Origin of the sequence: Streptomyces sp. NPDC047085 (assembly GCF_040643735.1) — a bacterium.
Classification (GTDB): Bacteria; Actinomycetota; Actinomycetes; order Streptomycetales; family Streptomycetaceae; genus Streptomyces.
This window is the reverse complement of record NZ_JBEYUW010000007.1, coordinates 174,466-200,797: the sequence shown is the minus strand read 5'-3', so window position 1 is coordinate 200,797 and position 26,332 is coordinate 174,466. Positions and strand designations below refer to the sequence as shown.

The following is a 26,332-nucleotide window of genomic DNA, read 5'->3' as shown; positions in this document are numbered from 1 at the left end:
CGCGGTGGAACACCCTCCCGTCCCCCATTTGGTCTAGACCGAAGGTGATCGACTGCTACCGTCGGCACTGGCTCGGCGCGAGAGGGGACAGCGGTGGCAGAAGGCGGCAGGCGGCACAGGGCGTTCATCGGCTCGTTCACGGCGGCGGGGGGACCCGGGCTGGTGGCCGCGGAGGTCCGCCCGGACACCGGCGCGCTGGTCCTCACCGGCAGCCTCGGCACCGTGCCCGACCCGTCCTACCTCGCCTTGTCGCCGGACGGGACCATGCTCTACGCGGTCAGCGAGACGGCCGAGGGCGCCGTGGCCGCCTACCGCGTGCGCGGCGAGAAACTGGAGCCCGCCGGACCGCCCGTCCCCGTCGACGGCAGCGGACCCACCCACCTCGGCCTCTACGCCGGGCACGTGCTGACCGCCAACTACGGCTCCGGAAGCGTCACCGCCGTGCCGGTGCGCCCGGACGGGACCCTCGCCGCCGCGCCCTCCGGAGTGCTCCGCCACACCGGCTCCGGCCCGCACGACCGGCGCCAGCGCGGACCGCACGCCCACCAGGTGCAGGCCGACCCCGGCGGCCGTTGGGCCGTCAGTGTGGACCTCGGCACGGACTCGGTCCGGGTGTGCACCCTGAACGGCGGCGGCGCCCCCACCGTGCACCGCGAGGTCGCCCTGCGCCCCGGCTCCGGCCCCCGCCACCTGGCCTTCCACCCGGACGGCGAGTACGCCTACGTAGTCAACGAACTCACCCCGACCGTCACCGTCTGCCGCTGGGACGCCGCCGGCGGCTCCCTGAAGCCGCTCACCGAGGTCCCGGTGCTGCGGGGCGCCCCGGCGGGCGACGCGTACCCCTCGGGCATCGTCGTGTCGCCCGACGGCCGCTTCGTGTGGACCGCCACCCGCGGCGAGGACGTGCTGTCCGTGTTCGTCGTGGAGGGCGACGGGCTCCGCCTGACCGGCACGGTGCCGTGCGGCGGCCACTGGCCACGCGCCCTGGCCGAGCACGGCGGCTTCCTGTACGCGGCCAACGAACGCTCCGGCGACGTGACCTGGTTCGCGATCGACCGGGCGACGGGACTGCCCCGCTACGACGGCTCCGTGAAGGTCGCGGCGGCCTCCTGCGTGGTCTTCGACTGAGCCCGGGCCGCCCCACTGCCTTCAGACGGCGAAGGGCCCGCTCCGTCTCCTGGAGCGGGCCCTTCGCCGTACGAATCGCTGTGCTGCGCCGTGCCGCGCCGGGTCAGCGGACCGGCGCGCCCTGCGGCTGCTGCGGGGCGATGCCCAGCGCGCTCGTGTACTTGGCGAGCGCGAGCTTGCCGATCGCCGGGTAGGCGCCGAGCGGCTCGGCCATGGAGCAGCCCGCCTCCTCGGCGGCCGCCGCCAGCAGCGTGGCGTCGATCTCCGGGCCGATCAGGTACGGCGCCAGGGCCAGCTGCTGCGAGCCCGAGGAACGCAGCTGCTCGGCGACGGAGGCGATCGAACCCTCCTGGTCCAGGGCCGCCGCCATCACCGGCACCGCGAGGCGCGCGGCGAGCAGCATGCCGGTGATCCCGGCCGCCTGCACGGCCTCCTCGCCCCCCACGGACGCGAGGACGATGCCGTCCGCGGCGGTGGCCACGGTGAACAGACGGGCGCGGTCGGCGCGGGCCAGACCCGCCTCGGACAGGCGCACGTGCAGCGCCTCGGCGAGCAGCGGGTGCGGGCCGAGGACGTCGGTCAGCTCGGCGGCGACCCGGCTGTCCATCACGGACTGGCGGATCTGGCGCAGCATGGCGCTGTCCGGGCCGGCCAGCAGCGGGACGACCACGGCCACCGGGCCGTCCGGCTCCTTGACCTCGGCACCGGCGGCGAGGGCCTGCTCGTAGCGGGCGGTGCGTTCCTCGGCGGTGTGCGCCAGCACGGAGCTGAGGGCCGGGAACTCGGTGTCGTCCCCGTCCAGGTAGCCGATCCGGGCGTCCAGGCCGGGCAGCTCGGAGCGGGCGATGCTCACGACCTCCTCGGCGAGGCCGCGGGTGGCGGCGCTGGGCGTGCCCGGCACCGCGAGGACGAACGCGGGGGCGTCCTCGGGAGCCACCAGCGGTTCCGGTCGGCGGTGCCGTCCGGGCTGGCGGGGTCGCGGCATTCGTACTGGCAGGCCGGACGCGGGCCCAGTGGGGGAGCTCATGGCGCCGCATGTTACTGGCTTCCTGGGCTCCTCTGTTCGGGGAGGGTGCAGGTGAGCGGTATCCGTCCGGTTTTGTCTGATGAGTTGCGCACGAATGGCACATGTTCCGGGCACATGCCGGACACATGAGTCCCAGTCCGCTTCAACCCCCTTTTGCGGTGACCACGTGCAGCATGGTCGGTTCACCCGGCAGAGTGAGCCGCCCGGTCAGCAGGTCCGTCGCGATCCGTACGCAGCCGTGCAACGGGTCGCCCTCCGCAGGCACCTGCCGCGCGTGCGGCAGCCGCCGCGCCAACTCTTCACGCAGGGGTACGAGGAGCGGGTCGCCCATCTTGAAGAGACCTCCGGTGAGGGACACTTCGGGCTCTCCGGACTCCGGGCACACCGCCACGGCGGACTCCGCGATGTTCCGGGCCGCCGCACGCACGATCCCGGCCGCGACCGCGTCGTGCGCGGCCGAGGCGGCCACCTCGGGCGCGAAGGACGCGAGCAGGGCGGGGCGGTCGGTGCGCGGGTAGAGCAGGCCGGGCAGGCCCCGGACGGGCCCGAACCGCTCCTCGGCGCGGACCAGCAGCGTGGCGGAGCCGCCGTCCCGCCCGTCGTGGGCGCGCAGCGCGGCCTCCAGACCGGCCCGCCCGATCCAGGCCCCGCCGCCGCAGTCGCCGAGCAGATGGCCCCAGCCGTCCGCCCGCCGCCAGCCGGTCAGATCGGTGCCGATCGCGATGAGGCCGGTACCCGCGGCGACCACGGCGCCCGGACGCGGTCCGAGCGCGCCGACGTAGGCCGTCACGGCGTCGGCGGCGAGGGCCACGCTCGGTGCGCCCAGCTCACGGGCGAGCGCGCCGGGAAGCTCGGCACGCAGGCCCTCGCCCAGGGAGGCGAACCCGGCGGCGCCGACGACGGCCGCACCCAGTCGGTCCACCCCGGCCTCGGCCGTCAACCTACGGGCCAGAGGGGCGAGTTGCTCCATCAGATGGCCGGGATCGATGCCCCGCTCGCCGGTGCGCACCGGCTCCTTCGACTCCCCCTGGGCGGACGGCGGCCGTCCCGGGACACCGACGGCGACCCGGAGGCCGGAGCCCCCGGAGTCCACGGCCAGATACCCGGCGACGGTCACGGCAGGCGCCAGTCCACCGGCTGTCCGCCCTGCTGGATCAGCAGGTCGTTGGCGCGGCTGAACGGACGCGAGCCGAAGAACCCGTAGTCCGCCGATCTGGGCGACGGGTGGGCGGACTCCACCGCCGGCAGCCGGCCCAGCAGCGGACGCAGATTGCGGGCCTCCCGGCCCCACAGAATGGACACCAGCGGCTTGCCGCGCGCCGCGAGGGCCCGGATCGCCTGCTCGGTGACCTCCTCCCAGCCCTTGTCCCGGTGCGCGCCCGGACGGCGCGGAGCCGTCGTCAGCGCCCTGTTGAGCAGCAGCACGCCCTGCCGGGTCCACGGCGTGAGGTCGCCGTTCGAGGGCTGGGGGAGCCCCAGGTCGGCGTTCAGCTCCTGGTAGATGTTGATCAGGCTCGGCGGCAGCGGGCGCACCTCGGGCGCGACCGAGAACGACAGGCCGACCGCGTGTCCCGGGGTCGGATAGGGATCCTGACCGACGATCAGGACGCGTACCTCGTCGAAGGGTTGCTGGAAGGCGCGCAGAACGTTCTGTCCCGCCGGGAGGTAGGTGCGTCCCGCGGCGATCTCCGCGCGCAGGAAGTCGCCCATCGCGGCGATCCGTCCGGCGACGGGTTCCAGGGCCTTCGCCCAGCCCGGTTCGACGATTTCATGCAAGGGTCGTGGTGCCACGGGCGTCACCCTACTGCCGGGCACCGGTCGACGATCAAGCGGCGGCCGCGCGACGACCGCACTGCGACCGGGGATGACCGGACCGCGGCCGAGCCCGACCGCGAGCCCGGGCACCACCTCCCCTCGCGCCCTCGCGTGCCCCCGCCGACCTCAGGCGATCACCGCCGCCCGCACGCACAGCACGTCCGGCAGGTGCGCGGCCAGCTGCTGCCAGCTGTCACCGTCGTCGGCCGAGGCGAACACCTCGCCGTTGCGATTGCCGAAGTAGACCCCGGCCGGATCCGCGTCGTCGGTACAGAGCGCGTCGCGCAGCACCGTGCCGTAGTGGTCCTCCGTCGGCAGCCCCTGGGACAAGGGCTCCCAGTTCTTGCCCGCGTCCGCCGTGCGGAAGACCCGGCAGCGGTGCTCGGCGGGCACCCGGTCGCTGTCCGCGTTGATCGGGAAGACGTACGCCGTGTCGCCCCGGTGCGGATGGGCGGCCACCGCGAAGCCGAACGTGGACGGAAGTCCCGCGCCGATGTCGGTCCAGTGCGCGCCCGCGTCGTCGCTGCGGTACACGCCCCAGTGGTTCTGCAGGTACAGCCGGTCCGGGTTCTCCGCGTCCCGGGTGACCTTGTGCACGCACTGGCCGAACTCGGGGTTCGGATCCGGCAGGAACACCGCGGACACACCCGAGTTGGACGGGGTCCAGCTCGCCCCGCCGTCCGTGGTGCGGAACACCCCGGCGGTGGAGACGGCCACGGTCACCGCCCGCGGGTCGCGCGCGTCGGTGAGCACCGTGTGCAGGCCCTCACCGCCGCCGCCCGGAACCCACTGGGAGCGGGTGGGGTGCTCCCACAGCGGGCGCACCAGCTCGAAGCTCTCCCCGCGGTCCTCCGAGCGGTACAGCGCGGCCGGTTCCGTGCCCGCGTACACCACGTCCGGCTCGGCGGCGGCCGGGTGCAGCTGCCAGACCCGCTCCAGCGAAGCGCCGGTGTCCTGGGGGAACTTGACGGCGGGCCGGGCCGGCTCGGTCCAGGTGCGGCCCAGGTCGTCGGAGTGGAAGACCGACGGGCCCCAGTGCGCGCTGTCACCGCCCACGAGCAGCCGCGGACTGTCGCCGCGGGTGTCGATGGCGACCGAGTAGACGGCCTGGGCGTTGAAGTAGGGACTGTCGTCGAACTCCCAGGTGCCACCCCGCCGCCGCCCGATGAACAGGCCCTTGCGGGTACCCACGGCGAGCAGAACCTCGGTCATGCCGATCACCTCCGGGACGTCGTCGTCCAGGTAGTTCGTCAGTTGTCGGCCAGTGTGCACCCCGCCACTGACAGTGCCCCAGAGAGTCGGCGTCGTCGCAGGTCACAGCGGTGCCCTCGGCCTGTCGCGGAGATCGGCGGGGCCCGTTCCCGGATGCGCCTGCGCGAGAGGGGCCTCTCGTGCGACCGTCGGGGGAGGCTCGGCGTGAGCAACTGGGCGGACCGGCCCGTATGGGAGGGGGGTCCGGCCGGTCGGTGCGCTCGTGAGGAGGATGCCTTTGAAGGCGTTCCGTGGTCCGAAGGTGTGGCTGTGGCGCTGGCGGCGCAATCCGCTCAGGCGCCGGGCCGACGTGGTGGAGGCCTGGGTCATGCTCGGCGCCTGGCTGCTGACCGTCCTGGCGGGCGTGGTGGCCGGCCTCGCGGCGGCCCGGTCGGTGGAGCACGGACTGGCCCGGGAACGCGCCACCTGGCATCCCGCCGTCGCCCGCGTCGTCACCGACGCCCCCGGCACGTCAGACGCCGAGACCTCCGACGAGTCCACGGACGGCGAGCGGGTCTGGGCCAAGGTCCGCTGGACCGCGCCCGACGGCTCGGCCCACACCGCCGAGGCCCGCGTCGCCCCGGGCAGCAAGGCCGGCACCCCGGTCACCATCTGGACCGACCCGCAGGGCCACCTCGTCACCCGCCCCACCACCGCCTCCGAGGCCACCTTCCGCGCCACCTTGATCGGCGCCCTGGTCGGCGTCAGCGCGGGGGCCGTTCCCTTCGTCGGCGGACTCGTCCTGCGCGGACGCCTGGAACGCCGCCGCCTGGACCGCTGGGACGCGGAATGGGCCCGCCTCGGCCCACAGTGGGGCCGCACGACCGGCTGAGCGCGGTCCGCGTGGCTTCGAGTTCCGTGGCCAGCCCGGCCTGCCCCCGACAGCGCGTACGGGCACGCCCTGAGCGGAGCCTGGTCCCCAGGGAGGGGTGGCCTGCGGGGCGGCCGGGTTTCGTGGTCCGGCGACGCCGTCAGCACGTTCCCGCACACTCTGATCGGCGCCTGATCGTCGCCAGGGGCCTGTGTGGTGCTGGGGTTTCGTGGTCGGCCCGACCCCGGCCGCGCGCCCCCGCGCCTTGACCAGCGGCTCGATCTCCGGGTGGACAGGCGTGCGCGGTGGCCGCCGTCTGTGTCCGGCGCTCAGCGTGACCCCGACAGCAGGGCCCTGCACGCCTTGAGCAGCGCCTCGTCCTCGGGTATGGCGCGGCTGCCGCCGTGCCCGCCCTCGCCCGCGGTGTGCCTGCGCACCGTGGCCAGTTCCGTTCGGATCAGGTCCCGTAGGGGTGCGGCGGCCGGGCCCATGTCGGCGAGGCAGCGGGCGATCGGGCCGCGGGTGCGGGGGTCCTCGGTCCAGGCGGACCGGAACACGGGGAGCACGGGGTCCGGGTCGTGGCCGATGTGCCACAGCGCGCACGCGGCCGACGCCCGCTCCTCGGCCGGTCCCGATCCCGCCGACCTCCGCAGATCCGGCAGGGCGGCGCGGGCGGCGGGCCCCAGCCTGCCCAGCTGTGCGGCGGCCAGGCGACGATCGTCCGGCTCGCCTCGAAGCAACTCCCGGCGCAGGACCGGCAGGACGGCGGCGGCCTCCCGCTCCGCCGACCACAACGCGCCCGCCGCCACGACCGCGTGCCGGGTGCGCAGCAACTCCCGGAGCAGCGGGACCATGTGAGCGGCGCCCCCGAGCGCGTCCAGCGTCTCGATCACCTGACCGGCGAGCGCGTCCCGGGCGCCCAGGCCGTCCGGTGCACCGGACAGCAGCCGCAGCGCTTCCGGTATCGCTTCCCGGTCACCGATGGCCCGGAGCGCGGACAGCAGGGGGCCGGCGAGCCGGCTGACGGCAGGGGAGTCCAACGGGATCCGGCCGAGCCGGTGCCGTAACGCGGGGGCGAGGGGTGCCGCGGCCGGGCCCAGGTGCGCCGTTTCGTCTCCCAGGCCGGCCGGCACGACCGGGCCCGCCAGGACCTGGGCCAGAACCGGCACCGCCCGTGGATCCCCGCTCCTGGCAAGGGCTTTGAGCGGGCCGCCCAGCGTCGGCGCACCGCGTTCCCAGCGGTGCGTCCACAGGTCGGGGCGGCCCAGGACCAGGGCGTGCAGGTCGTCAGCGGCGGGCGCGGCCAGGTCGAACAGCTCCGACAGGACCGAGACCGCCGCGTCCCGTAACCGGTCCTGTTCCGTGCCCAGTTGGCCGCCGATCAGCCCCACCGTCGCGGCATGGTCGCCACGCCGGCCACGGAACAGGGCCCCCGCCATCCACACGGCGTTGCACCGGTCCACCGGGTCCGGGCTGGTCAACTGCCCGGTGAGCAGGGCGGAGCGGTCGCCGACCCGGTCGCCGAGCGCGGTGTGCAGCGTGCGCAGCAGCGACGCACCCTCCTCGTCCGAGGGCCGCAGCCGCCGCAGGCGCGCCACGAGGGTGTCGGATCCGCGGTGTCCGCAGCGGTCCGTGACGCGGGTGCGGTGCGCGGACCGCTCCCGCAGCAGTCGTACGGCCGTCGGCACCAGGTCGGCGGGCAGCCGGGCCGGGGCGCAGAGCGCGAGCTGACCCAGCGCGGCCAGGCGCAGCGCGGGATCGTGGGGCGGGGCGCTCTGGGCGACCAGGAGGTCCAGCGCGGCCGCGGCGTGCTCCGGACACCCCCGTACGAACTGGCCGAGGGCCGCCGTGAGCGCGCGCAGGACGCGGTCGTCCCGCTCGACCGCCACCCGTCGCCGCAACAGGTCCAGCACGCGCGCCCGACCGTCGAGGAACCGCACCACGGCCCCGGCCGCCGCGCGGCGCACCCTCGGGTCCGGGTCGTCGGTGAGGACGGCGAACACCTCGGCGTCCGCGCGTACCGCCTCACGCGCGCGTGCGTCCCCGCTCTGCGATCCGATGCTGACCAGAAGGTCCACGATGCCGGCCCGGTCCGGCACCTCCTCGCGGGCCGCGAGCGCGAACAGGAAGGGAACACAGGCCAGCGTCGAGTCGTACACGTTCCCCTCGTGGTGCACCGCGCCGTACATGCCGTCGAGCGCGGTCCCCCGCTCGGCGGCGTCCGCGGAGGCCAGTCCGCGCAACCAGCCGGGCACGTCCTCCGCGCTGCCGTACGCGTGCCGCAGCGAGGCCCAGTCGACCTCGTCGATCCCCGTGAACACGTTGTCCTCCCCAGGCGAGTGCCACCTGATCGCGAGTCTGCACCACGGCACCGACAACGGCGCGGAACCGTGTGCTGACTGTGTGCGATCCGTCGGCTGACACCGGCCAGCGGGCAAGGGGAGGCAAGCGGACCGGCGGACCGGCGGGCCGGCGGGAGGGCGCCGGCCCGGGAGGGATCAGTTCCGGCCGGGCAGGGCCCGCTCCAGGATCGCGTCCAGGTCGGTCCCCGGGGGCAGGGTGCCGAACGCGTGCCCCCAGTCGCCGCCCAGCCGGGTCGCGCAGAAGGCGTCCGCGACCGGGTGCGGGGCGTGCCGGACCAGCAGCGAGGCCTGCAGGGCGAGCGCCATCCGCTCGACCAGCCGGCGGGCGCCCACCTGATCCGCTTCGGCCAACTCGCTCTTCAGGGAGGCCACGGTGGTGTCCAGCCGTGCGTCCGCCCCGCGCGCGAGGGCCAGTTCGGCGAACAGGGCCTCCGTGGTGTCCGATTCACGACCGAGCGCGCGCAGCACGTCGAGCGCGTTGACGTTCCCCGAGCCCTCCCAGATCGACAGCAGCGGGGCCTCCCGGTAGTGGCGGGGCATCCCGGACTCCTCGACGTACCCGTTGCCGCCCAGGCACTCCAGGGCCTCCGCCGTGAACGCCGGGCCCCGCTTGGTGACCCAGTACTTGCCGACGGCGGTGGCGATGCGCCGGAAGGCCCGCTCCCCGGCGTCCCCGCGCACCGCCCGGTCCGCCGCCCCGGCCAGCCGCAGCGTGAGCGTCGTCGCCGCCTCCGACTCCAGCGCCAGGTCGGCCAGGACGTTGCGCATGAGCGGCTGGTCGAACAGCCGGGCGCCGAACGCGCTGCGGTGGCGCGCGTGATGACCCGCCTCGACGAGCGTCTTGCGCATCAGGGTCGCCGAGGACATCACGCAGTCCAGCCGGGTGCAGTTGACCATCTCGATGATCGTCTTCACTCCCCGCCCCTCGGGACCGACCAGCCACGCCACGGTCCGGTCGAACTCCGGCTCGGAGGACGCGTTGGACCGGTTGCCGAGCTTGTCCTTCAGCCGCTGGATGCGGAAGGTGTTGCGGCTGCCGTCCGGCAGGATCCGCGGCACCAGGAAGCAGGACAGCCCGCCCGGCGCCTGGGCCAGCACCAGGAAGACGTCGCACATGGGCGCCGACGTGAACCACTTGTGCCCGCGCAGCGTGTACACGCCGGGCTCGCCGGTCGGCGTGGCCACCGTGGTGTTCGTGCGGACGTCCGAGCCGCCCTGCTTCTCGGTCATGCCCATCCCGGCCAGCAGACCCGGCTTCTCGGTCGGCACGCGCAGGACGGGGTCGTACTCCCGGCTGGTGAGCAGCGGTTCGTAGACCTTGGCGAGATCCGGCTGGGCGCGCAGGGCGGGTACGGCGGCGTACGTCATCGACGTCGGACAGCCGTGCCCGGCCTCCGTGTGCCCCCACACCAGCCCGCCCGCGGTACGGGCCACATGCGCGCCCGGCCGTTCGTCCGCCCAGGGGGCGCCGGCCAGGCCCTCGGCGACCGCGGTCCGCATCAGCTCGTGCCAGCTGGGGTGGAACGCGACCTCGTCCACCCGGTGGCCGTAGCGGTCATGGGTGCGCAGCTCCGGCTCGTGCCGGTTGGCCAGGTCACCCCACTCCTGGGCCTCCGCCCCGCCGGCCCGGATCCCCAGCCGCCGGACGTCCTCCTCGGCCCACTCGGCGCCCTCCCGGCGCAGCCCCTCCAGCAGGGCCCGGTCGTCGGAGGCGTCGTAGGGGGCCAGGGGCGGGGCCTGGTTGGTGACGTCGTGGGTGGCGTACTGCGGCTGCGGCGACTGCGCGGGTATCGAGACCATACGGTCATGTTGCACCCATCCTGCGGTCGTAGCAATGATGCAACAAGAAGGCGGACGTACAGTACGTGCCCATGCGCATGAACCTTTCGGCCGAGCCCGGCGAGCCTTGCCGTCCCGGCGACCCGGATGGGCCCCACGAGTCCGGAGACTTGGGTGAGCCCTACGAGGCCGGAGCCGGGCTGCGGTCGCTGTCCGCGCGGTCGGTCGTGCTGAGCCTGCTGCTCGGCGCGCATCCGCCGCAGCTGCCGGTCAAGGACCTGGTCCGGCTGGTCGAGCCCTTCGGCGTGGGCGGCTCCACGCTGCGGGCCGCCCTGAGCCGGATGGTGGCCGCCGGGGACCTCCGGCGCACGGATGCCGTGTACGGCCTCAGCGACCGGCTGCTGGCCCGCCAGCGCCGCCAGGACGAGGTCGTTCACCCCCGCACGCGCGCGTGGGACGGCGGCTGGGAGATGGTGGTGATCACGGCGACGGGCCGCACCCCCGCCGAACGCGCCGATCTGCGCACCCGGTTGACCGCCCTGCGCCTGGCCGAACTCCGCGAGGGCGTGTGGCTGCGCCCGGCGAACCTCGCCCGGCCCCTGCCGGACGAGCTGTACCGCGTGGCCCAGTCGTACACCGCCCGCCCCGACGGCTCCCCGCACGACCTGGTCGCCCGCCTGTGGCCGCTGGACGCCTGGGCGGCCACCGCCCGGACCCTGCTCACCCGTGCGGCCGTCTCCCGCCACCCGGCCGACCGCCTCACTGCCTTCGCCGCGGCCGTACGCCACCTGCTCACCGACCCCGTGCTCCCGCCCGCCCTCCTGCCCCCCGACTGGCCGGGCGAGGCACTGCGGACGGCTTACGCCGACTACCAGCGAGAGCTGGCCGAATCGGTGGGGCTTCGGGGGATCGGGGACTGACGGAGGTCCGTGCGGAGCGCGGAGCCCACGTGGCGCTCAGGGCAGGGAGCCCAGGCTGCCGCTGACGTGTGGACGGGGACGCACGCTGCCCGCCGGTTCCTGCGCTCCGGCACCGCGGCCGGGCAACGCCCCTGCCGTGACGCCCGCAACCGAGACGACCAACGACCGCTGCCGGGACGACCGCGGCCGAGCGGTGTGCGCTGCGCCGCCCGGGTGGGTCGAGTGGCGGGGGCGGGGGCCGTGGCTTTCCCTGGGGAAGGGGATGACCACGGCGGTCGCGCGCACGCGGTGGGCCGGGTAAGGCGACCTCGACCGAGGAGAGTCATGGCTGAGCAGAAGTCGTCGTCGGCCCCCATGCCGCCCTTGGGCGGCCCCGCCTCGGTCCTGCGCAGCCGTACGTCAGCGCCTGCGCGGCGTTCCGCCCGCCGACTCGGCCCGACGGCGCGGCTCGCCCGCACCGGCGTCTGAGGGCGCCCCGGTGTTCCATCTGCTGACGGTGCCGTCGGCCGCCGTTCGGCTGTTGCCCGTGGATCCCTGGCTGCTCGCCCGGGTCGCCGCGCCCGCGGTCGGGGCGGCCGCCGGAGCGACGGCCGGCACCGCGCGGGCGGGCGTGCGCGGCGCGGACGCGGTGGTGCGGGTGGCACGGGTCGTCCGTGCCGCGCTGCCCGGCGCCCCGGCCCACTGGCGGTCCGGCGCGCGCCTCCACCTCCCGCTGCGGCCCGCCGACCCAGTGCCGGGAGGGCCCGCCGACCCGCTACCGGTAGGGCTCCCTGACCTGGTTCCGGGAGGGCCCGCGGACTCAGTGCCGGGAGGGCCCGCCGACCCGCTACCGGTGGGGCCCGCCGACCTGGTTCCGGGAGGGCCCGCGGACTCAGTGCCGGGAGGGCCTGTCGACCCGCTACCGGTGGGGCCCGCCGACCTGCTACCGGTGGGGCCCGCCGACCCGGTGCCAGGACGGCCGGCCAGCGGCTTCGGGCACCTGGCGTGCCGCGTCGCCGAGGCGCTGGCCGAGCGGCCGGACGTCGTCCTCGCGTACTGGGACCAGGGGCTCGCCCGGCTGGTGGTGACCGTGGCGGAGGGCGGCGTCACCGACCGGATCACGGACCATGCGGCCGAACTCGCCGCGCGGCAGGGGCTGGTCGTCGCCGCCGGTGACCCCGAGGAGACCGTGCATCCCGCCGACCCGGCCGGGGTGCGTGCCGCCGCCGCCGCGCTCGCGGCCGACGTGACCGGCGTCGGCGTCGCGCTCACCGCCTGGCTGCTGCGCCTGCCGCCCGCGCCCCACATGGTGACGGCCGTCGTGACGCTGCTGCGGGAGAATCCGCGCTTCCGTGCCCGGTTGCGCGCCAAGCTGGGCGCCTCCCGCATGGATCTCGCCCTGGCCTGCGCGAACGCGGCCGTCCACGGCGCCGGTCAGACCCCCACCTCGCTGGTGCTCGACGGCGCGCTGCGCGCCTGCCAACTGGCCGAGACGGTGCTGCGCGCGGCCGCCTTCGACGCGGTCCACGACCAGCTGTGCGCCCCCGGGCGCGTCAGCGTCGCCGCCGACGGCTCCCCGCGCCCGCCGCTACGGCCGACCCCGGCCCAGGAGTACGCCGTCCACGCCTGCACCGGCAGCGTGCTCGGCGCGGCGGCCACCCTCCTGGTCAAGCGGGACACGGCCGAAGCGGCGGAGGCGCTGCTGGCGGGCTCGCCCAAGGCGGCCCGGTACGCCCCCGCCGCCTTCCACGCCCTGCTCGGCATCGCACTGGCCCGCACCGGCGTGCTGGTCCGCGACCCGGAGCGCCTCGGACAGCTGGAGCTGGCCGGCACCGTCGTCCTGCACCCGAGCGCGCTGTGCACGCGGGACGGGCAGGCCGACCCGTGGACCGAGGCCGTGGTGGACGCGGCGCGCCGGGCCCGCCTGAAGGTCGTACTGATCGACGACCCCGCGCTCGAGGACTTCACCCGCCTCGCCGACCAGGTCGTCGACGCCCGGCGGCCGCTGGACGACGTCGTGTACGGGCTGCGCGGCGACGAGGGCGGAGTCGTCACGGTCGCCCGGATGCGGTCGGCCGACGAACGGGACGTGCCCGCCGGGCTGCGCGCCGGCGACCTCGCGATCGCGCTCACCGACGGGGACGCGGCCGTCGTCTGGGGCGCGGACGTCCTCGCCGTGCACGGCCTGCCCGACGTGTGGCGGCTGCTGACCGCGATCCCCGTCGCCCGCGCCGTCGGCCGCCGCGGACAGATCCTGGCCCGCTCCGGTGCCGCGCTCTCCGGCCTGCTCGTGGCCATCGGCGAGTCCAAGCGCGGCCGGGGACGCCGCTCCGTGCTGCCCGGACTGCGCCGCGCCCCGGTCGACGCCGCCGCGGCGACCGCCCTGCTGTCCGGGGCACGCGCCGCCCTCGGCGTGGCGCTGGCTCCCGCGCCGCACCCGTGCCCCCGCGTGCACTGGCACGCACTGAGCCCCGACGAGGCCCTGCGGCGCCTGAACCACGCCTGGGACGCCCGGCCCTCCGCCCTGGACCAGGCGGCGGCCCGGGCGCGTGGGGCCGCCGCACGCGCCGCCCGGCTGCGCGTCCTCGCCCCGGCCCGGTGGAGCTGGCAGCTGAGCCGGGCCGTGCGCGACGAACTGGACGACCCGCTCACCCCGGTGCTGGCCGTCGGCTCCGCCGCCTCGGCGATCCTCGGCTCGGTCGTCGACGCCCTGCTCGTCATCGGCGCGCTCGACCTGAACGCGCTGGTCGGCGGCTTCCAGCGGCTGCGCGCCGAGCGGGCCCTGTCCGGGCTGCACGCCGAGCACCAGCGGACGGCGCGCCTCGCGGCCCCCGCCGTGGAGGCGCTCGCCGGCGGCACCCGCACCGTGGACGCGGGCAAGCTGCGCCCGGGTGACGTGATCGAACTCGAGACGGACGACGTCGTACCCGCGGACGCCCGCCTGCTGTGGCAGGACGGCCTCGAGGTCGACGAGTCCGCGCTGACCGGGGAGTCGCTGCCCGTACGGAAGCACACCGACCCCACCCCGCACGCCGCGGTCGCCGACCGGCGCTGCATGGTCTTCGAAGGCACGACCGTGGTGGCCGGCAGCGCCCACGCCGTCGTGGTCGACACCGGCGACCGTACCGAGGCCGCCCGGGCCGTCCACCTCGCCGCCCGCACGCCCCCGTCCGCCGGAGTCCAGGCCCGACTGCGGGAACTCACCCGCAAGGCCCTGCCGTTGACCTTCGCGGGCGGCGCCGCCGTCACCGGCCTCGCGCTGTTGCGCGGCACCTCCGTGCGCGAGGCGGTCGGCGGAGGCGTGGCCGTCGCCGTGGCCGCCGTACCGGAGGGCCTGCCGCTGGTGGCCACGGTCGCGCAGCTGGCCGCCGCGCGCCGGCTGAGCCGCGACGGTGTCCTGGTCCGTACCCCCCGCGCGCTGGAGGCGCTGGGTCGCATGGATACCTTCTGCTTCGACAAGACCGGCACGCTCACCGAGAACCGGCTGCGTCTGGTGCGGGTGTCCGACGCCGAGGGCGCGCTCCGCGTGCCGGGCGAGGCGGGCACGGGGCGAGTTCTGCGCTGCGCGGCGCGGGCCTGCCCGCGGGCGAACGGGGGCTCCGGCCGCCATGCCCACGCCACCGACGAGGCCGTCCTCGACGGGGCCGGGCCCGATCCGGCCTGGACGCAGTTGGCCGGCCTGCCGTTCGAGGCCGCCCGCGGATACGCGGCAGCCGTCGGCTGGGACGCGAGCGCCCCGCGCGTCCTGGACGGGGACGGCCCCCGCCTCCTGGACGGGAGCAGCCCTCGCGTCCTGGACCGGGGCGGCCCTCGCGTCCTGGTGGTCAAGGGCGCGCCCGAGACCGTCCTGCCCGCCTGCGCCGACCTTCCCGAGCACGCCGCCGACACGGCACTCACGCTGGCCGGCGACGGACTGCGGGTCCTCGCGGTGGCCGCACGGCCCCTCGCGGACCACGAGGAGGCGGCCGACGTCCTCGGAGCCCCACTGCGCGACCTCGAATTCACCGGACTGCTGGCCCTGTCGGACGTGCCCCGTGAGACCTCCCTGGCCGTGGTGCAGGGGCTGTACAAGGAAGGCGTACGACCGGTCATGCTGACCGGCGACCACCCGCAGACCGCCCGGGCCGTGGCGCGCGAGCTGGGCTGGCCCGAGGACACCCAGGTGGTCACCGGCGACCAACTGGCCGCCGCGGACCGGCAGGCCCGGGCCCGGATGCTGTGCGACGCCGGAGTCGTGGCCCGCGTCGCGCCCGAGCAGAAACTCCAGGTCGTCGAGGCGCTCAGGGACGCGGGCCGAGTGGTCGGCATGATCGGCGACGGCGCCAACGACGCCGCGGCGATCCGCGCCGCCGACATCGGCGTGGGCATCAACGCCCGGGGCTCGGCGGCCGCGCGCAACGCCGCCGACATCGTCCTCACCGCCGACGACCTGACCGTCCTGATCGACGCGATCGCCGAGGGCCGCTCCCTGTGGCACAGCGTCGCCGACGCCATCGCGATCCTCATCGGCGGCAACGCGGGCGAGGTCGGCTTCGGCATCCTCGGCACCCTGCTCTCGGGAACGGCCCCGCTGTCCACGCGCCAGATGCTGCTGGTGAACCTCTTCACCGACCTCTTCCCGGCGATGGCCGTCGCGGTGACACCGAAGCACGGCAGCGGGGCCGCCGCGCAGACGGCCCGGCCGGAGGACGCCGTCGGCGCCGTCCTCGGGGCACCTCTGATCCGGCAGATCCGGCACCGTGCCCTGACCACCGCGCTCGGGGCCCTCACGGCATGGCTGATCGGGCGCTTCACCCCCGGCACGGCCCGCCGCTCCAGCACCATGGCCCTGTGCGGCGTGGTCGGCACCCAGCTCGTCCAGACCCTCCTCGACCGCCGCGACAGCACCCTGGTCCGGATGACGGCCCTGGGCTCCGCCGTGGCCCTCTTCGCCGTGATCCAGACCCCGGGACTCAGCCGCCTCCTCGGCTGCACCCCGCTGGGTCCCGTCGCCTGGGCGGCCGTGGCCGCGGCGATCGCCCTCGCCCTGGCCGGCCAGCGCACGCTGCCCCGCCTGGAGCGCACGGTCGCCCGCCTGCTCCCGGCCGTACGACCCTGAAGGACGCTTCTGTACGACCTCTTGCTCCGCGCAGGCTCCGACCTGCTCACCGCGACTCGGCGAACCGACTGGGACTCAGACGACCGAAACGGCCACCACCGTCAGGCGGTTGTCCCCCTGGAGCCGACCCGGGTGAAGGTCCGCAGCCCGCTCGCCGTGACCGTCCCATTCCCGTCGACGGCACCACGGGCCACCCCATCTACGGCACCACGCGCCACCTCACCGCGCCGGTGGCGCTATACCGACCGCGCCGCTCCCAGCAGGGCGTCCCAGTCCGCCAGCTTGACCACGTTGCGCCCCAGGCGCGCGCCCAGTTCGGCCTCGGCGCGCTCGATCGACAGCCAGCCCGGCCACGGCACCGGCTCGATCCCCACCTCCCGCAGCGCCGGGAGCGGGTCCTCCGGCACCGGCTGGGACACGAGCGCGGGCGCGTCCGCGAGCAGCGAGGTGACCGTCTCCTTGGCGTCCGGACGGTTGGTGCCGATGACACCCGTCGGGCCGCGCTTGATCCACCCGGCGACGTACTCGCCGGGGGAGGCCACGCCGTCGCGGACGACCCGGCCCTCCAGATGCGGCACGGTGCCGCTCGCCACGTCGAACGGCAGCCCCTCCAGCGGCACTCCGCGATAGCCCACCGAGCGCAGCACCAGCTGCGCCGGCACGTCCTCGAACCGCCCGGTGCCCGTCACGCCGCCGTGCCCGTCCGGTGCCGTCCGCTCGAAGCGCACGGCGGCCACCCGCCCGTCCTCTTCCAGCACCTCCACGGGACGCAGGAAGAACCGCAGGTGGATCCGGCGGTCAGCGTTCCGCGGCGGAGCTGCCGCCCAGTCGCGCAGCACCTCCGCGTTGCGGCGCTGCACCGCGGCCAGTGCCGCGAGATCCGCGAAGCCCGGATCGAGCGCCAACTCCTCGGCGTCGACGGTGACTTCGGTTCCGGGCAGGCCGCCCAGCTCACGCAGTTCCTTGGTGGTGAAGCGCGCCTGCGTGGGGCCGCGCCGGCCCACCATGTGGACATCGGTGACCCCGCTGGCCGCCAGCACCTCCAGGGCGCCCTGCGGCATGTCCGTCGGGCGCAGCTCGCCCGCGTCGCGGACCAGCATCCGCGTGACGTCGACGGCGACATTGCCCACGCCGATGACCACCGCGGACCGCACCCCGCGCAGGAAATCCTGTGTCACCGCGTCCGGATGCGCGCTGTACCAGGACACGAACTCCGTAGCCGACCAACTGCCCGTCAGATGCTCGCCGGGGATGCCGAGTTGCCGGTCGGTGGCGGCGCCCACGCAGTAGACGACCGCGTGGTACAGCTCCCGCAGCCGCTTCACGGGGATCCCGCCGGGCCCGCCGACCGCGACCCCGCCGAGGAACCGCACCCGGTCGTGCTCCAGGACCGTCCGCAGATTGCCCTGCAGGGACTTGATCTTCTCGTGGTCCGGGGCCACGCCGTAGCGCACCAGGCCGTACGGGCAGGGCAGCCGGTCCAGGACGTCGACGCGGACGTCGGGATCCCGCTGGACCAGACTCTGGGCGGTGTAGCACCCGCTCGGCCCGGAGCCTACGACGGCGACACGCAGCACAGCGGTACTCCTCACGCCGGGGACAGCTGGAGAGTGCCTGACGGATCCAGCATGGCACTGGTGGTGCCGCTGCGGCAGATGCCGACGGGTGACCCTGGTGCGTGTCCACCCTTATGGAGCGTGATCGTATGATGACATTGCGTGCACGCCGGACAGTCGTCGGCGGGGAGTCGGCCGCAAGCGCGGCTACTCGATCCGTTCCCCGGTCGCGAAGAACCGCGACAGATCCTGCTCCTGCTCTTGCTGCTGCTGCGCCTCGGCGCCCGTGTGGTCCGGCGGCATGCCCATGTCCCAGTCGAGCCCGTACCGCTGGAACAGCTCCGCCCGCAGCGCCGGAACGGGCATCGGAACTCCGGGCACCAGCGCCGCGTACACCGCCCCCATCAGCACCGCCCGCAGCATCGGGTAGTCGGTCGTCACGTTCTGGGAGCCGTAGCGGGCGACGGTGTCGCCGAGCAGGTCGGACAGCCGTCGCTGTTCCGGGCACTGCACGAAGCCCTCGGCCTGGAGCAGCCCCGCCATGTGCTGCCGCATGAGCACCGGCCGGTCGCGGGCGAGGCCCAGGATCGCGTCGATGGCCCGGGCCAGCCGCTCCCGTCCGTCCTCGGTGTGCGGCTCCCGCTCCAGCGCCTCTTCGAGCGTGCGGTGCATCAGCCGGTGTACGGCGGACTGCACCAACTGGCGCTTGCCGGGGAAGTAGTAGGACACCAGTCCGCGTGCCGAACCGGCGCGGTCCGCGATGTCGCCCAGCGTCGTGGCCTCGAACCCGTGCTCGCCGACGAGTTCGAGCGCCGCCTGCAGCAGCCGCTCCCGGGAACGTCGCCGCAACTCTTCATTGACCGAGGCGCTCCGCGGGGACATCCTGTAACTCCTGCGTTGACTGGCTGTCAGCCAACTATACTCAACGCAGCAGGCACCGCTGTGCGCGGGAGCCTCTTCAGGCTGCCGTCCGTCTGGGGCGACGCGGGGGATCGTCTCAGACGGACGGCTTCGTTCCTACAGGTGCTGCCCGTTGGGGATGATGAACGTCTTGCGGCGCACGTCGGTCTCGAAGCCGGCCCCATAGTTCTTGGCGGCGTTCTTCGTCGTGAACGGCTGCCCGTTGTCGTCACGTGTGACGGAGCCCCAAGTGCCGTCAGGTAGCTTGTCCCTGCCTCGCCACCGGTTCGGGCCGCGCTTCTCGGCATACGCCATCGATCACCTCGCTGGGGTGGACGAGCGGTTGCCAGTGGGGGATTGGCGCCTGCGCTCATTGTCAGCCGGTGATCGCCCGCAGCGTGCGGCGCACGGGTCGCATTTCTGCTACGCGGAGAGCGGCGCCTCTCCACAACTGGGAGCGAAGGCCCTGACCGCACCGGTCGGGGCCTTCATCCATGTCGTCAGAACGTGCCCGTGCAGGCCAAGCACACCCGGGAATTGTTCCAGTCCGCCAGCCGCGCCTCCGCCTCGGCCGCTCGGCGGTATACCAGCGCGCCCCAGCCGACCCCGCCCGCAGTCACCAGCAAGCCGATCAGAACGCTCCCGGACACCATCACGGCGATCCCCAGCACCACAGCGACCAGCGCTGCCCAGTAGCTGGCGTCGGCCGCGGCCGGCGGCGCGTACTTCGCCTTCAGCGGTGACTCCGACGGCAGGCTCTGCCAGTAGTGCGGAAGATCCGCAACGTTCGGTGATCCGCACTTCGGTGACGGACAAACGATCACACCAACCTCCCAGCTCCCAGGCCCAGTTGAGGGCAGGTTGCGGGGCGCGGGGAAGCTGGGCAACCGCTACCAGAGGGTTTGTGGTGGGCACCACAAACCCGCAGCACCAAGGGCCTCGTGCGTCACGGGCGAGGCCCTTGGGTGAGCTACCGACTACAGCGGTACCGCTCGGCAGGTCAGGCATCGGTACCCGCAGCGCCCGCCCCAGCATCGAACGAGCGACCATCTCCCACTCACCCGCCGGGCGGCGCCGCCGACCTCGGGCAAATCACCCAGGCCGTGAAGCGCAGGCTCAAGCAGATCCAGTACCGCCCCGACCTGGTCGACGCCTGCATCGCCGCCACCGAACTCATCCCGGACGGCTGAGCGGTACCTTGCCGCCATGTGCATCTCGACAGGTGAGGCCGCGTTCTCCGGCACGATCGTGTACTGCGGAAGGCAGCACCACCAGGTGCACGGCCTGATCCACGTCCTGGGCTACCAGAACACCGCCGTCAATCTGGCGGACGGACCGAATGCCATGCTGCTGCACCTGCCCACCAGGCAGCTCGCCCCCGGGCACTTCCTCTCCGCTGGGCGCACCGGCGACGTCCTGCGCCGCATGGTCGCCGCTGTCGAACCCGTCGCCGCCGGAGCCGACGACATCGCGTGGATGAGCGCTGAACCGCAGCCCGTCCAGGTCTTCGACCATGACGTCTACACGATGCTCCTGGCCACCGACGCCACCGCAGTCCCCACCGCGTTGCGGCAAGTACCGCCGCACCGCCGCCCGGACCTCGACCCGGACCTCCTGCGCTTCTACGCCGACCACTTTCCTGACCACACCATCGCCGTGTGCTGCTTCGACAACGCCGACGCGCAACGCGCCAAGCCCCTGCTGCTGTGGTACCCGCCCCTCGACCCCGACCAGTTGACCGTGCCGGCCCTGGACAGCCACACCGGAGCACCCCCGGACCTCGACGCCGCCGTGCCGGTGGACCACTGGGTCCTGCTCTCCACTGACCAAGCCCCTGCCGGGTGGGGTGAACCCGTCGACTACCCCAGGAACATGCGCCACAGCCTGCGCTCATTCCTTCCCACCGCCGTGGTGGGCCGGTACTACGGTGACGGGCAGACCCTGCTCAACGGAGACTTCACCATCAGCCACCAGAGCCTTCTCGCCGGCGACCTTGACCGCATCGAGCGCCTGCAACCGACTCGCCGCTGACAAGGCAGGACGACCGGGCTGTCCGAGGGGGTGACCCAGGCGACCGCGTCCAACTCCTCATCCGCGCGGCCGGTCTTCGGGTGGATGCGCTCGCCGAGCAGCCGGACAGCCTTCACGCCAGGCCGATGCCGCCGGCCCGGAACTGCCACAGCAACTCACCCTCGCCGACCGCCCGTCGAACCATGGGCACACGGCCCTCGGCCACGATGATGGCGGCGGAGATGGGTCGCTCTGTCGGGGCAGCTCGGCTCACGCGCGAGGACTCAGCCCACCAGATCCAGTACCGGCAGCAGCGCGTCCGGGCGTTGTGGCACCGGCAGATGGTCCACGAAGTGCACACGGCAGCCCAGGGCGGCCGCGCCGCCGTCCGCCGGCCTGCTGTCGCCGACCATCAGCACCTGGCGGGGATCGGCGCCCAACTGGGCGCAGGCGGCGGAGAAGAGGCGCGGGTCCGGCTTCTGCACGCCGTGCTCGTACGACAGCACGTACGCGTCCACGCAGGCGTCGAGACCGTGCTCACGGAAGACCGGGCGCAGGTCCCAGCCGATGTTGCTGACCACGCCGACCCCGATCCCGCGCTCGCGCAGCGTCCGCAGCACCTCGGCCGCGTCCGGATAGGGGGTCCACGCGGAGGGGGACATGTGCCGCTCGTACAGCGCGTCGTGCAGATCCGGATCGGGCAGCGGTACGCGCCGGGACAGCGCGGTGAAGGCGGCCCGGTGCGACTCGGCGCTCTGGTCCCGTACCGCCCACAACGCGGCGAGTTCCTCCGGGATCTCGACCGGCCCGGCTCCGCCCGGCAGCGCCCCGGCAGCCTCCAAGGCGCTCGCGGCCAATGCGAGTTCGGGCTCGGACAGGGATGAGCCGGTCTCCTTGAGGGCGGCACGCAGCCAGGACTCGGCGGACTCGATGCGGAACAGGGTTCCCGAGAAGTCGAACAACACTGCGGTCATGCGCCGGGACAGTAACAGGGCAGGGCGGGGCAGGCCGGTTCGTTCCGTGCACGGGTAAGACCCAGGGGGCGAGCCCACCATTTCTCACCTCGTCGTCACATCGTCAGCAGCATCGCGACCATGCCGATCCCCATCGACAGCCGGCACGCCCGCGCCAGTTCCGGACGGTCGCCCCAGCCCGACGCCCCCGGGCCGGCTGTGCCGCCCGTTCCGCCCGCTCCGCCCGTCGCGACCGCGGCGGGTACCAGGCGGGCGCCGGACAGCAGCACATAGGCGGTGAAGTACAGCAGCAGCGCCCCGGTCACCAGCGGCACACCGGCACCGGTGTGCGCGTGATGGTGCCCGGCGGGGGAGGCGGCCATGACGAGGGCCATGTAGACCATCGCCGCGGTCCCGATCAGATGGTGCAGATGATGGCCGCCGGCGCGCGCCGCCCACAGCGCCCACAGCGCACGCAACGCCGCGGCGGCGAACACGGCGGCGTACACCGGCCACGCCCAGCGCGGCGGCGCGAGCACCGTGGCGGGCACGGCCATCACGGCCATGCCGAAACCCATGAGCGCCTCGCCACCCGCGGCCCGGCGCTGCTCCTCGACACCGCTGCGCATCCGCAGCAGACAGTAGGCGCCGGTCGCCGCGCACAGCGCGACCAGCAGCCACGCCGCCGAAACCGGTCCCGGCACGCGCACCACCTCCCGTTCGACGGTCGGTCGAGAGATGCGATGCCCGCAACACGTGGCGCGCACGCGAGCGCAAGGGTGTACACGGGGAGCATTCGCCGGAGCACGGCCCGTGAGCAGGGAAGGTGTCGGTGTCGAAGAAAGTGCTTTATAAGTAAAACACCTGCTAAATTGATGGTATGAGCAGTGCGACCCCCCATCGGCTTCCCCTCGCCGGGACGCTCCGCCTCGGCCGGCCCTCCGACATCTGGTTCAAGCCCGCGCTCAGCGTGCTCGCCGCGGTCGCCCCGCCCAACCTCACGCTGCTGGCCCTGGGCCACCTCGACCTGGCCATGTACACGATGGCCGGGTCCCTGTGCGCGCTCTACGCCCACAACCGGCCCTACGCCGCCCGGGCCCGCGCCCTCGCCTGGCTGGTGCTCGGCATGGTCGGCGGCCTGGCCGTAGCCCTGCTCACGGCGTCACTCACGTCCGACGCCGTCGTACTGGTCACCGTCGGCGCCCTCATGGCGGCCGTGCAGAAGACGGTGTGCGACGCCACCCGCATCGGGCCGCCCGGACACGTGGTGCTCGCCTTCATCAGCACCGCCTCGCTGTTCGTGCCGCAGACCCTGGACCAGGTGCCCGGCCACATCGGCCTGGCCCTGGCGGCGGGCGCCTGGGCGTGGCTGATCGGCATGGCGCCCGGACTGCTGCGTCCGCATGGCCCCGAGCGCCGCGCCACCGCCCAGGCCCTGAACGCGGCCGCCGCGTACGCGGAGACGCGCGGCACCGGCGAGGGCCACGCCCGGGCCCGAGCCGCCACGGCCGCCGCCGTGCACACCGCGTGGCAGTCCCTGCTCGCCGCCGAGCCCCGACCCCACAGCACCCGGCCCCGAAGCACCCGGCCCGGCAGCATCCGCCCTTACGGCGCCCAGCCCCGCAATACCGGCCCGCACGGCACCCGTCCTGACCGGCCTCGCCCCGAGGGCACCCGCCCCGACCCCACCCGACGCGCCCTCGAACGGCTCCTCGTCCGCGCCGAGGTGGCCCTCGCGGCACCCGCCGACACCGACCCCGAGCGGCTGCGCGGCTGGGCCCGCGCACTGCGTGGCACCGGCCGCGTCCCGGAGGCCGGCCCGCCGCAGGACACGTCCGACGAACTGCTCGGTGTGGACGCGGAACTCGCGCTCCCGCGCCGTCCGCTGCGCCACCGGCTCGCCCCGCTCGCCCCCATCGCCGTGCGTACCGCGACCGGCTGCGCCCTCGCCGGTTACGCCTCCCTGGCCCTCGGTGTCGGCCGCCCCTACTGGGCCCTCGTCACTGCGGCCTCCCTGTACCAGGCGAACGTCACCCTGACGTGGAGCCGGAGCATCCAGCGCGTCGTCGGCAATCTCCTCGGCGTCCTCGTCTTCGCCGCGGTCGCCCCGTTCGCCCATCTCCACCCTGCCGCCCTGGTGCTGTGCTGCGTCGCCCTCAACTTCGGCGCCGAGGCGCTGATCGGCCGCAACTACTGGCTCGGCAGCGTCTGCGTCACGCCGATGGCTCTGCTCATCACCGAGTTCGCCCGCACCCAGGACCCCGGCCGGCTGATCACCGAGCGGGTCGCGGACACCCTGATCGGCGCACTGGTCGGCTTCGTCGCCGCCGTCGCCGTCACCAACCGGCGCGCGGGCGACCGTATCGAGCACGCGCTGACCGCCGTCGAGCGTGCCCGCGAACACGCCGCACGGCTCCTCGCCGCGCCCTGTCCGTCGTCCCGCGCCCTGGAGGCCGCCCGCCGCGCCCTCGCCGCCGCGCTGGTCGATCTGCGCGTCACGGCCGACGCCGCGTCCGGCGAGTGGTGGCAGCGTGCCCTGCCCACGGAGCGGGTCGTCCTCGCCGAACAGTCCGGACACCGTACGCTCGCGGCGACGGTACGACGCCAGGGCCTCGCACCCCTGGCACAGGACGCGGGCAGGACGACGGAGGACATACGGCCATGACGGCGACGAACGGGCGGCCGGGAGCCGGGGCCGGGGGCCATGCGACAGGGGAGCGGCCGGGGACCGAAGGTGTCGATGAGATCCAAGGTTCCGATGCGGCCGAAGAGGCCGAGCAGCACGGGGCGGAGACGACGGGGCAGCCCGCCGCCGGCGGCGAAGCGGAGGGCGAGGAGGGGCCGACGGCCGGGCGGCCCGGCGCGCAGGGCGACACCGTCGCCACCGTGGTCCGGCAATGGCAGGCCGTCCACCCCGGGCTGGACACCGCGCCCATGGAGGTCATCGGCCGGATCAACCGTTGCGCCGCCCTCCTCCAGCAGGCCGAGGACGCCCCGCTGCGCCGGGCCGAGCTCAGCCGCCCGGAGTTCGACCTGCTCGGCGCGCTGCGCCGTACCGGCCACGAGCTGACTCCGGGGGAGCTGGCCCGGGAGACCTTCTCCTCCGGGGCCGCCGTCACCAAGCGGCTCAAGCACCTCACCGAGCGCGGACTGGTCGAGCGGCGTGGCGACACCCGCGACCGCCGCGTCGCCCACCTGCGCCTCACCGACGCGGGCCGCGACCTCGTGGACGGCATCCTCCCCGAGCAACTCGCCTACGAGACGGCCGTGCTGTCCGCTCTCGCGCCCGAGAGCCAGAGTGAACTGGCCGCCCTGCTCGGCGGCCTGCTCAGCGGACTGGAGGGCCGGATGGGCGCGCTGCGCACCTGAGACGCCCGGCCCTCCTCGCCCCCGCCCACCCGAAGTCGGCCCCCGGCCCTCGCACGCGTGAGGTCAGCCCTCCTCGCTCGCGTTGTGCACACCGAACACGGCGCCCTGCGGGTCCCGCAGCACCGCGATACGGCGGACGTCCCCGATCCACACGGGTGCCAGGACGACGCTGCCGCCCGCCCGATCGGCGACCTCCACCGTCGTGGCCACGTCGTCCACCGCGAAGTACGGCATCCAGTGCGGCGGCACCTCGGGCGGGAACCGGGCGGCCATGTCGGACATCCCGCCGAAGTCCTCCCCGGCCAGGCCCCACTGCGTGTACTCGGGCGAGGCGTTGACGGTCCAGCCGAAGACCGTGGTGTAGAAGTCCCGGGCCCGGTCGGTGTCACGGGTGGCGAGCTCCACCCAGCCGAGCGTGCCGGGCGCGTTGAACAGCCCCGCGCCGGGGAAGGAGCGTGCCTGCCACAGCTGGAAGGCGGCGCCGGTCGGGTCCAGGGCCACCGCGAAGCGCCCCACGTCGAAGACGTCCATCGGGCCGACGACCACGGTCCCGCCGGCCTCCTCCACCTGCCGTGCCGCCTCGTCGGCGTCCGCCACCGCGAACGACACGTTCCAGGCGACCGGTTGGGAGTCCTGGTAGAGCGGGGTGAGCGCGGCGACCGCGGCGTCCCCCAGGTGCGCCATGGTGTAACCGCCCGCCTCCGGGCGGGGATCCGTCTCGGGCCGCCAGCCGAACAGCTCGGCGTAGAACCGCTTGGCCCCCTCCAGATCGCTGGTCCCCAGTTCGGTCCAGCAGGGGCCACCGAGCACGGGCTTGTCGAACTTCATGACGGTTCCCTCCGGATACGGCAGAGCGGGTAGCGGTGAGCCGGCAACGGGCATCCGCGCGCGGGCGGATCCCTCTTCGCACGCTAGCCCCCACCACTGACAGCGGCCATCCGGAGGCGTGTCAGACGCCGGGCCGGTAGCGCAGCGGATGGTCCGCCGGCACCTCCACCAGCACGATCGGGATGCCGTCCGGATCGGCGATCCACATCTCGACCAGGCCCCACGGCTCCTTCACCGGCGGCCGAGCGATCTCGACGCCGTTCGCCCGCAGCTCCTCGTGCGCGGCGGCCACGTCCTCGACCTGCAGCCACAGCCGCACCCCGGGCGACGGCGGGGTCTCGGAGCGCCCGGAGACCTCCAGGAAACCGCCGCCGAGGAAGTACACGGTCCCGCGCTCCGGGCCCGTGCCGAACTCGCGATAGACGGCCAGGCCCAACCGCTCCCCGTAGAAGACACGAGAGCGTTCCGGATCCGTGGGGCGCAGCAGTGTCCGGCTGCCGAGAACGTGCACCATGCGTCCGGAGCCTAAGGCCTGTCCGGCGGAT

Annotated in this window: 23 protein-coding genes and 1 pseudogene; 9 read left to right on the top strand and 15 right to left on the bottom strand. The window is 74.5% G+C overall.

What is annotated here, in order from left to right; all coding sequences use genetic code 11:
• Window positions 1–93 precede the first annotated feature (93 nt).
• On the top strand, window positions 94–1,128 hold the full coding sequence (locus tag ABZ865_RS24660) for a lactonase family protein (RefSeq protein ID WP_361234170.1): 1,035 nt from the start codon (window positions 94–96) through the stop codon (window positions 1,126–1,128).
• 103 nt (window positions 1,129–1,231) lie between these two features.
• On the opposite strand, the gene ABZ865_RS24655 is transcribed toward ABZ865_RS24660, so the two are convergent.
• The 4 genes from ABZ865_RS24655 to ABZ865_RS24640 form a co-directional block, all read right to left on the bottom strand.
• Entirely contained in the window at window positions 1,232–2,155 is a 924-nt protein-coding gene (locus ABZ865_RS24655; RefSeq protein ID WP_361234167.1) for a hypothetical protein, read from the bottom strand.
• A gap of 142 nt (window positions 2,156–2,297) precedes the next feature.
• Entirely contained in the window at window positions 2,298–3,272 is a 975-nt protein-coding gene (locus ABZ865_RS24650) for a BadF/BadG/BcrA/BcrD ATPase family protein (protein ID WP_361234164.1), read from the bottom strand.
• Window positions 3,269–3,946 carry a uracil-DNA glycosylase gene (locus ABZ865_RS24645; protein ID WP_361234162.1) on the bottom strand — a complete coding sequence of 226 codons (678 nt, stop codon included), beginning with the start codon at window positions 3,944–3,946 and terminating at the stop codon, window positions 3,269–3,271. The genes ABZ865_RS24650 and ABZ865_RS24645 overlap by 4 nt, the downstream gene beginning before the upstream one ends.
• 150 nt (window positions 3,947–4,096) lie before the next feature.
• Window positions 4,097–5,182, bottom strand: a complete 1,086-nt coding sequence (locus ABZ865_RS24640) for a sialidase family protein (RefSeq protein WP_361234586.1) — start codon at window positions 5,180–5,182, stop codon at window positions 4,097–4,099.
• A gap of 271 nt (window positions 5,183–5,453) precedes the next feature.
• Here ABZ865_RS24640 and ABZ865_RS24635 point away from each other — a divergent pair, with 271 nt between their 5' ends.
• Window positions 5,454–6,053 carry a hypothetical protein gene (locus tag ABZ865_RS24635; protein ID WP_361234159.1) on the top strand — a complete coding sequence of 200 codons (600 nt, stop codon included), beginning with the start codon at window positions 5,454–5,456 and terminating at the stop codon, window positions 6,051–6,053.
• A 308-nt stretch (window positions 6,054–6,361) separates the two neighbouring features.
• Here ABZ865_RS24635 and ABZ865_RS24630 read toward each other — a convergent pair whose 3' ends face one another.
• Together ABZ865_RS24630 and ABZ865_RS24625 are read right to left on the bottom strand one after the other, a co-directional pair.
• The gene (locus tag ABZ865_RS24630) at window positions 6,362–8,353 is read right to left on the bottom strand and encodes a HEAT repeat domain-containing protein (protein WP_361234157.1); all 1,992 of its coding nucleotides are present in this window, start codon (window positions 8,351–8,353) and stop codon (window positions 6,362–6,364) included.
• 177 nt (window positions 8,354–8,530) lie between these two features.
• Window positions 8,531–10,195, bottom strand: a complete 1,665-nt coding sequence (locus ABZ865_RS24625; protein ID WP_361234154.1) for a DNA alkylation response protein — start codon at window positions 10,193–10,195, stop codon at window positions 8,531–8,533.
• A gap of 71 nt (window positions 10,196–10,266) precedes the next feature.
• On the opposite strand from ABZ865_RS24625, the gene ABZ865_RS24620 reads away from it, so the two are divergent.
• The 3 genes from ABZ865_RS24620 (at window position 10,267) to ABZ865_RS24610 (ending at window position 16,171) form a co-directional block, all read left to right on the top strand.
• A complete protein-coding gene (locus ABZ865_RS24620) occupies window positions 10,267–11,094 on the top strand; it encodes a PaaX family transcriptional regulator C-terminal domain-containing protein (RefSeq protein ID WP_361234151.1) in 828 nt (275 codons plus the stop codon).
• Between the two features lie 324 nt (window positions 11,095–11,418).
• The gene (locus tag ABZ865_RS24615; RefSeq protein WP_361234148.1) at window positions 11,419–11,562 is read left to right on the top strand and encodes a hypothetical protein; all 144 of its coding nucleotides are present in this window, start codon (window positions 11,419–11,421) and stop codon (window positions 11,560–11,562) included.
• A 10-nt stretch (window positions 11,563–11,572) separates the two neighbouring features.
• Window positions 11,573–16,171: an HAD-IC family P-type ATPase gene (locus ABZ865_RS24610; RefSeq protein ID WP_361234145.1), complete on the top strand. Its 4,599-nt coding sequence runs from the start codon at window positions 11,573–11,575 to the stop codon at window positions 16,169–16,171.
• A 236-nt stretch (window positions 16,172–16,407) separates the two neighbouring features.
• On the opposite strand, the gene ABZ865_RS24605 is transcribed toward ABZ865_RS24610, so the two are convergent.
• From ABZ865_RS24605 to ABZ865_RS24590, 4 genes are all read right to left on the bottom strand, one after another.
• Entirely contained in the window at window positions 16,408–17,748 is a 1,341-nt protein-coding gene (locus ABZ865_RS24605; protein WP_361234142.1) for an FAD-dependent oxidoreductase, read from the bottom strand.
• Window positions 17,749–17,934: 186 nt separating this feature from the next.
• Entirely contained in the window at window positions 17,935–18,609 is a 675-nt protein-coding gene (locus tag ABZ865_RS24600; RefSeq protein ID WP_361234139.1) for a helix-turn-helix domain-containing protein, read from the bottom strand.
• A gap of 135 nt (window positions 18,610–18,744) precedes the next feature.
• Window positions 18,745–18,942, bottom strand: coding sequence for a hypothetical protein (locus ABZ865_RS24595; protein ID WP_361234136.1), 198 nt, complete (start codon window positions 18,940–18,942; stop codon window positions 18,745–18,747).
• 185 nt (window positions 18,943–19,127) lie between these two features.
• Window positions 19,128–19,451 carry a hypothetical protein gene (locus ABZ865_RS24590; RefSeq protein WP_361234133.1) on the bottom strand — a complete coding sequence of 108 codons (324 nt, stop codon included), beginning with the start codon at window positions 19,449–19,451 and terminating at the stop codon, window positions 19,128–19,130.
• A gap of 141 nt (window positions 19,452–19,592) precedes the next feature.
• Here ABZ865_RS24590 and ABZ865_RS24585 point away from each other — a divergent pair, with 141 nt between their 5' ends.
• Entirely contained in the window at window positions 19,593–19,817 is a 225-nt protein-coding gene (locus tag ABZ865_RS24585) for a hypothetical protein (protein ID WP_361234130.1), read from the top strand.
• A 16-nt stretch (window positions 19,818–19,833) separates the two neighbouring features.
• Window positions 19,834–20,658, top strand: coding sequence for a hypothetical protein (locus ABZ865_RS24580; protein WP_361234127.1), 825 nt, complete (start codon window positions 19,834–19,836; stop codon window positions 20,656–20,658).
• On the opposite strand, the pseudogene ABZ865_RS24575 reads toward ABZ865_RS24580, so the two are convergent.
• The 3 genes and pseudogenes from ABZ865_RS24575 to ABZ865_RS24565 form a co-directional block, all read right to left on the bottom strand.
• A pseudogene (locus tag ABZ865_RS24575) lies at window positions 20,550–20,911 on the bottom strand (hypothetical protein). The gene ABZ865_RS24580 and the pseudogene ABZ865_RS24575 sit on opposite strands and share 109 nt — an antisense overlap.
• Window positions 20,912–20,921: 10 nt before the next feature.
• Complete coding sequence (locus tag ABZ865_RS24570) at window positions 20,922–21,611, bottom strand: HAD-IA family hydrolase (RefSeq protein ID WP_361234124.1); 690 nt, start codon at window positions 21,609–21,611, stop codon at window positions 20,922–20,924.
• Between the two features lie 95 nt (window positions 21,612–21,706).
• Window positions 21,707–22,294 (bottom strand): DUF5134 domain-containing protein, encoded by a 588-nt coding sequence (locus ABZ865_RS24565; protein ID WP_361234121.1) that lies wholly within the window; start codon window positions 22,292–22,294, stop codon window positions 21,707–21,709.
• Window positions 22,295–22,470: 176 nt separating this feature from the next.
• Between ABZ865_RS24565 and ABZ865_RS24560 the strand changes: the two genes are divergently transcribed.
• Together ABZ865_RS24560 and ABZ865_RS24555 are read left to right on the top strand one after the other, a co-directional pair.
• On the top strand, window positions 22,471–24,255 hold the full coding sequence (locus tag ABZ865_RS24560) for an FUSC family protein (RefSeq protein ID WP_361234118.1): 1,785 nt from the start codon (window positions 22,471–22,473) through the stop codon (window positions 24,253–24,255).
• A 221-nt stretch (window positions 24,256–24,476) separates the two neighbouring features.
• Window positions 24,477–24,959, top strand: coding sequence for a MarR family transcriptional regulator (locus ABZ865_RS24555; RefSeq protein ID WP_361234583.1), 483 nt, complete (start codon window positions 24,477–24,479; stop codon window positions 24,957–24,959).
• Between the two features lie 63 nt (window positions 24,960–25,022).
• Here the strand turns inward: ABZ865_RS24555 and ABZ865_RS24550 are convergent, their stop codons facing one another.
• On the bottom strand, window positions 25,023–25,787 hold the full coding sequence (locus tag ABZ865_RS24550; RefSeq protein ID WP_361234116.1) for a VOC family protein: 765 nt from the start codon (window positions 25,785–25,787) through the stop codon (window positions 25,023–25,025).
• A gap of 121 nt (window positions 25,788–25,908) precedes the next feature.
• On the bottom strand, window positions 25,909–26,301 hold the full coding sequence (locus tag ABZ865_RS24545) for a VOC family protein (RefSeq protein ID WP_361234113.1): 393 nt from the start codon (window positions 26,299–26,301) through the stop codon (window positions 25,909–25,911).
• Window positions 26,302–26,332: the final 31 nt, after the last annotated feature.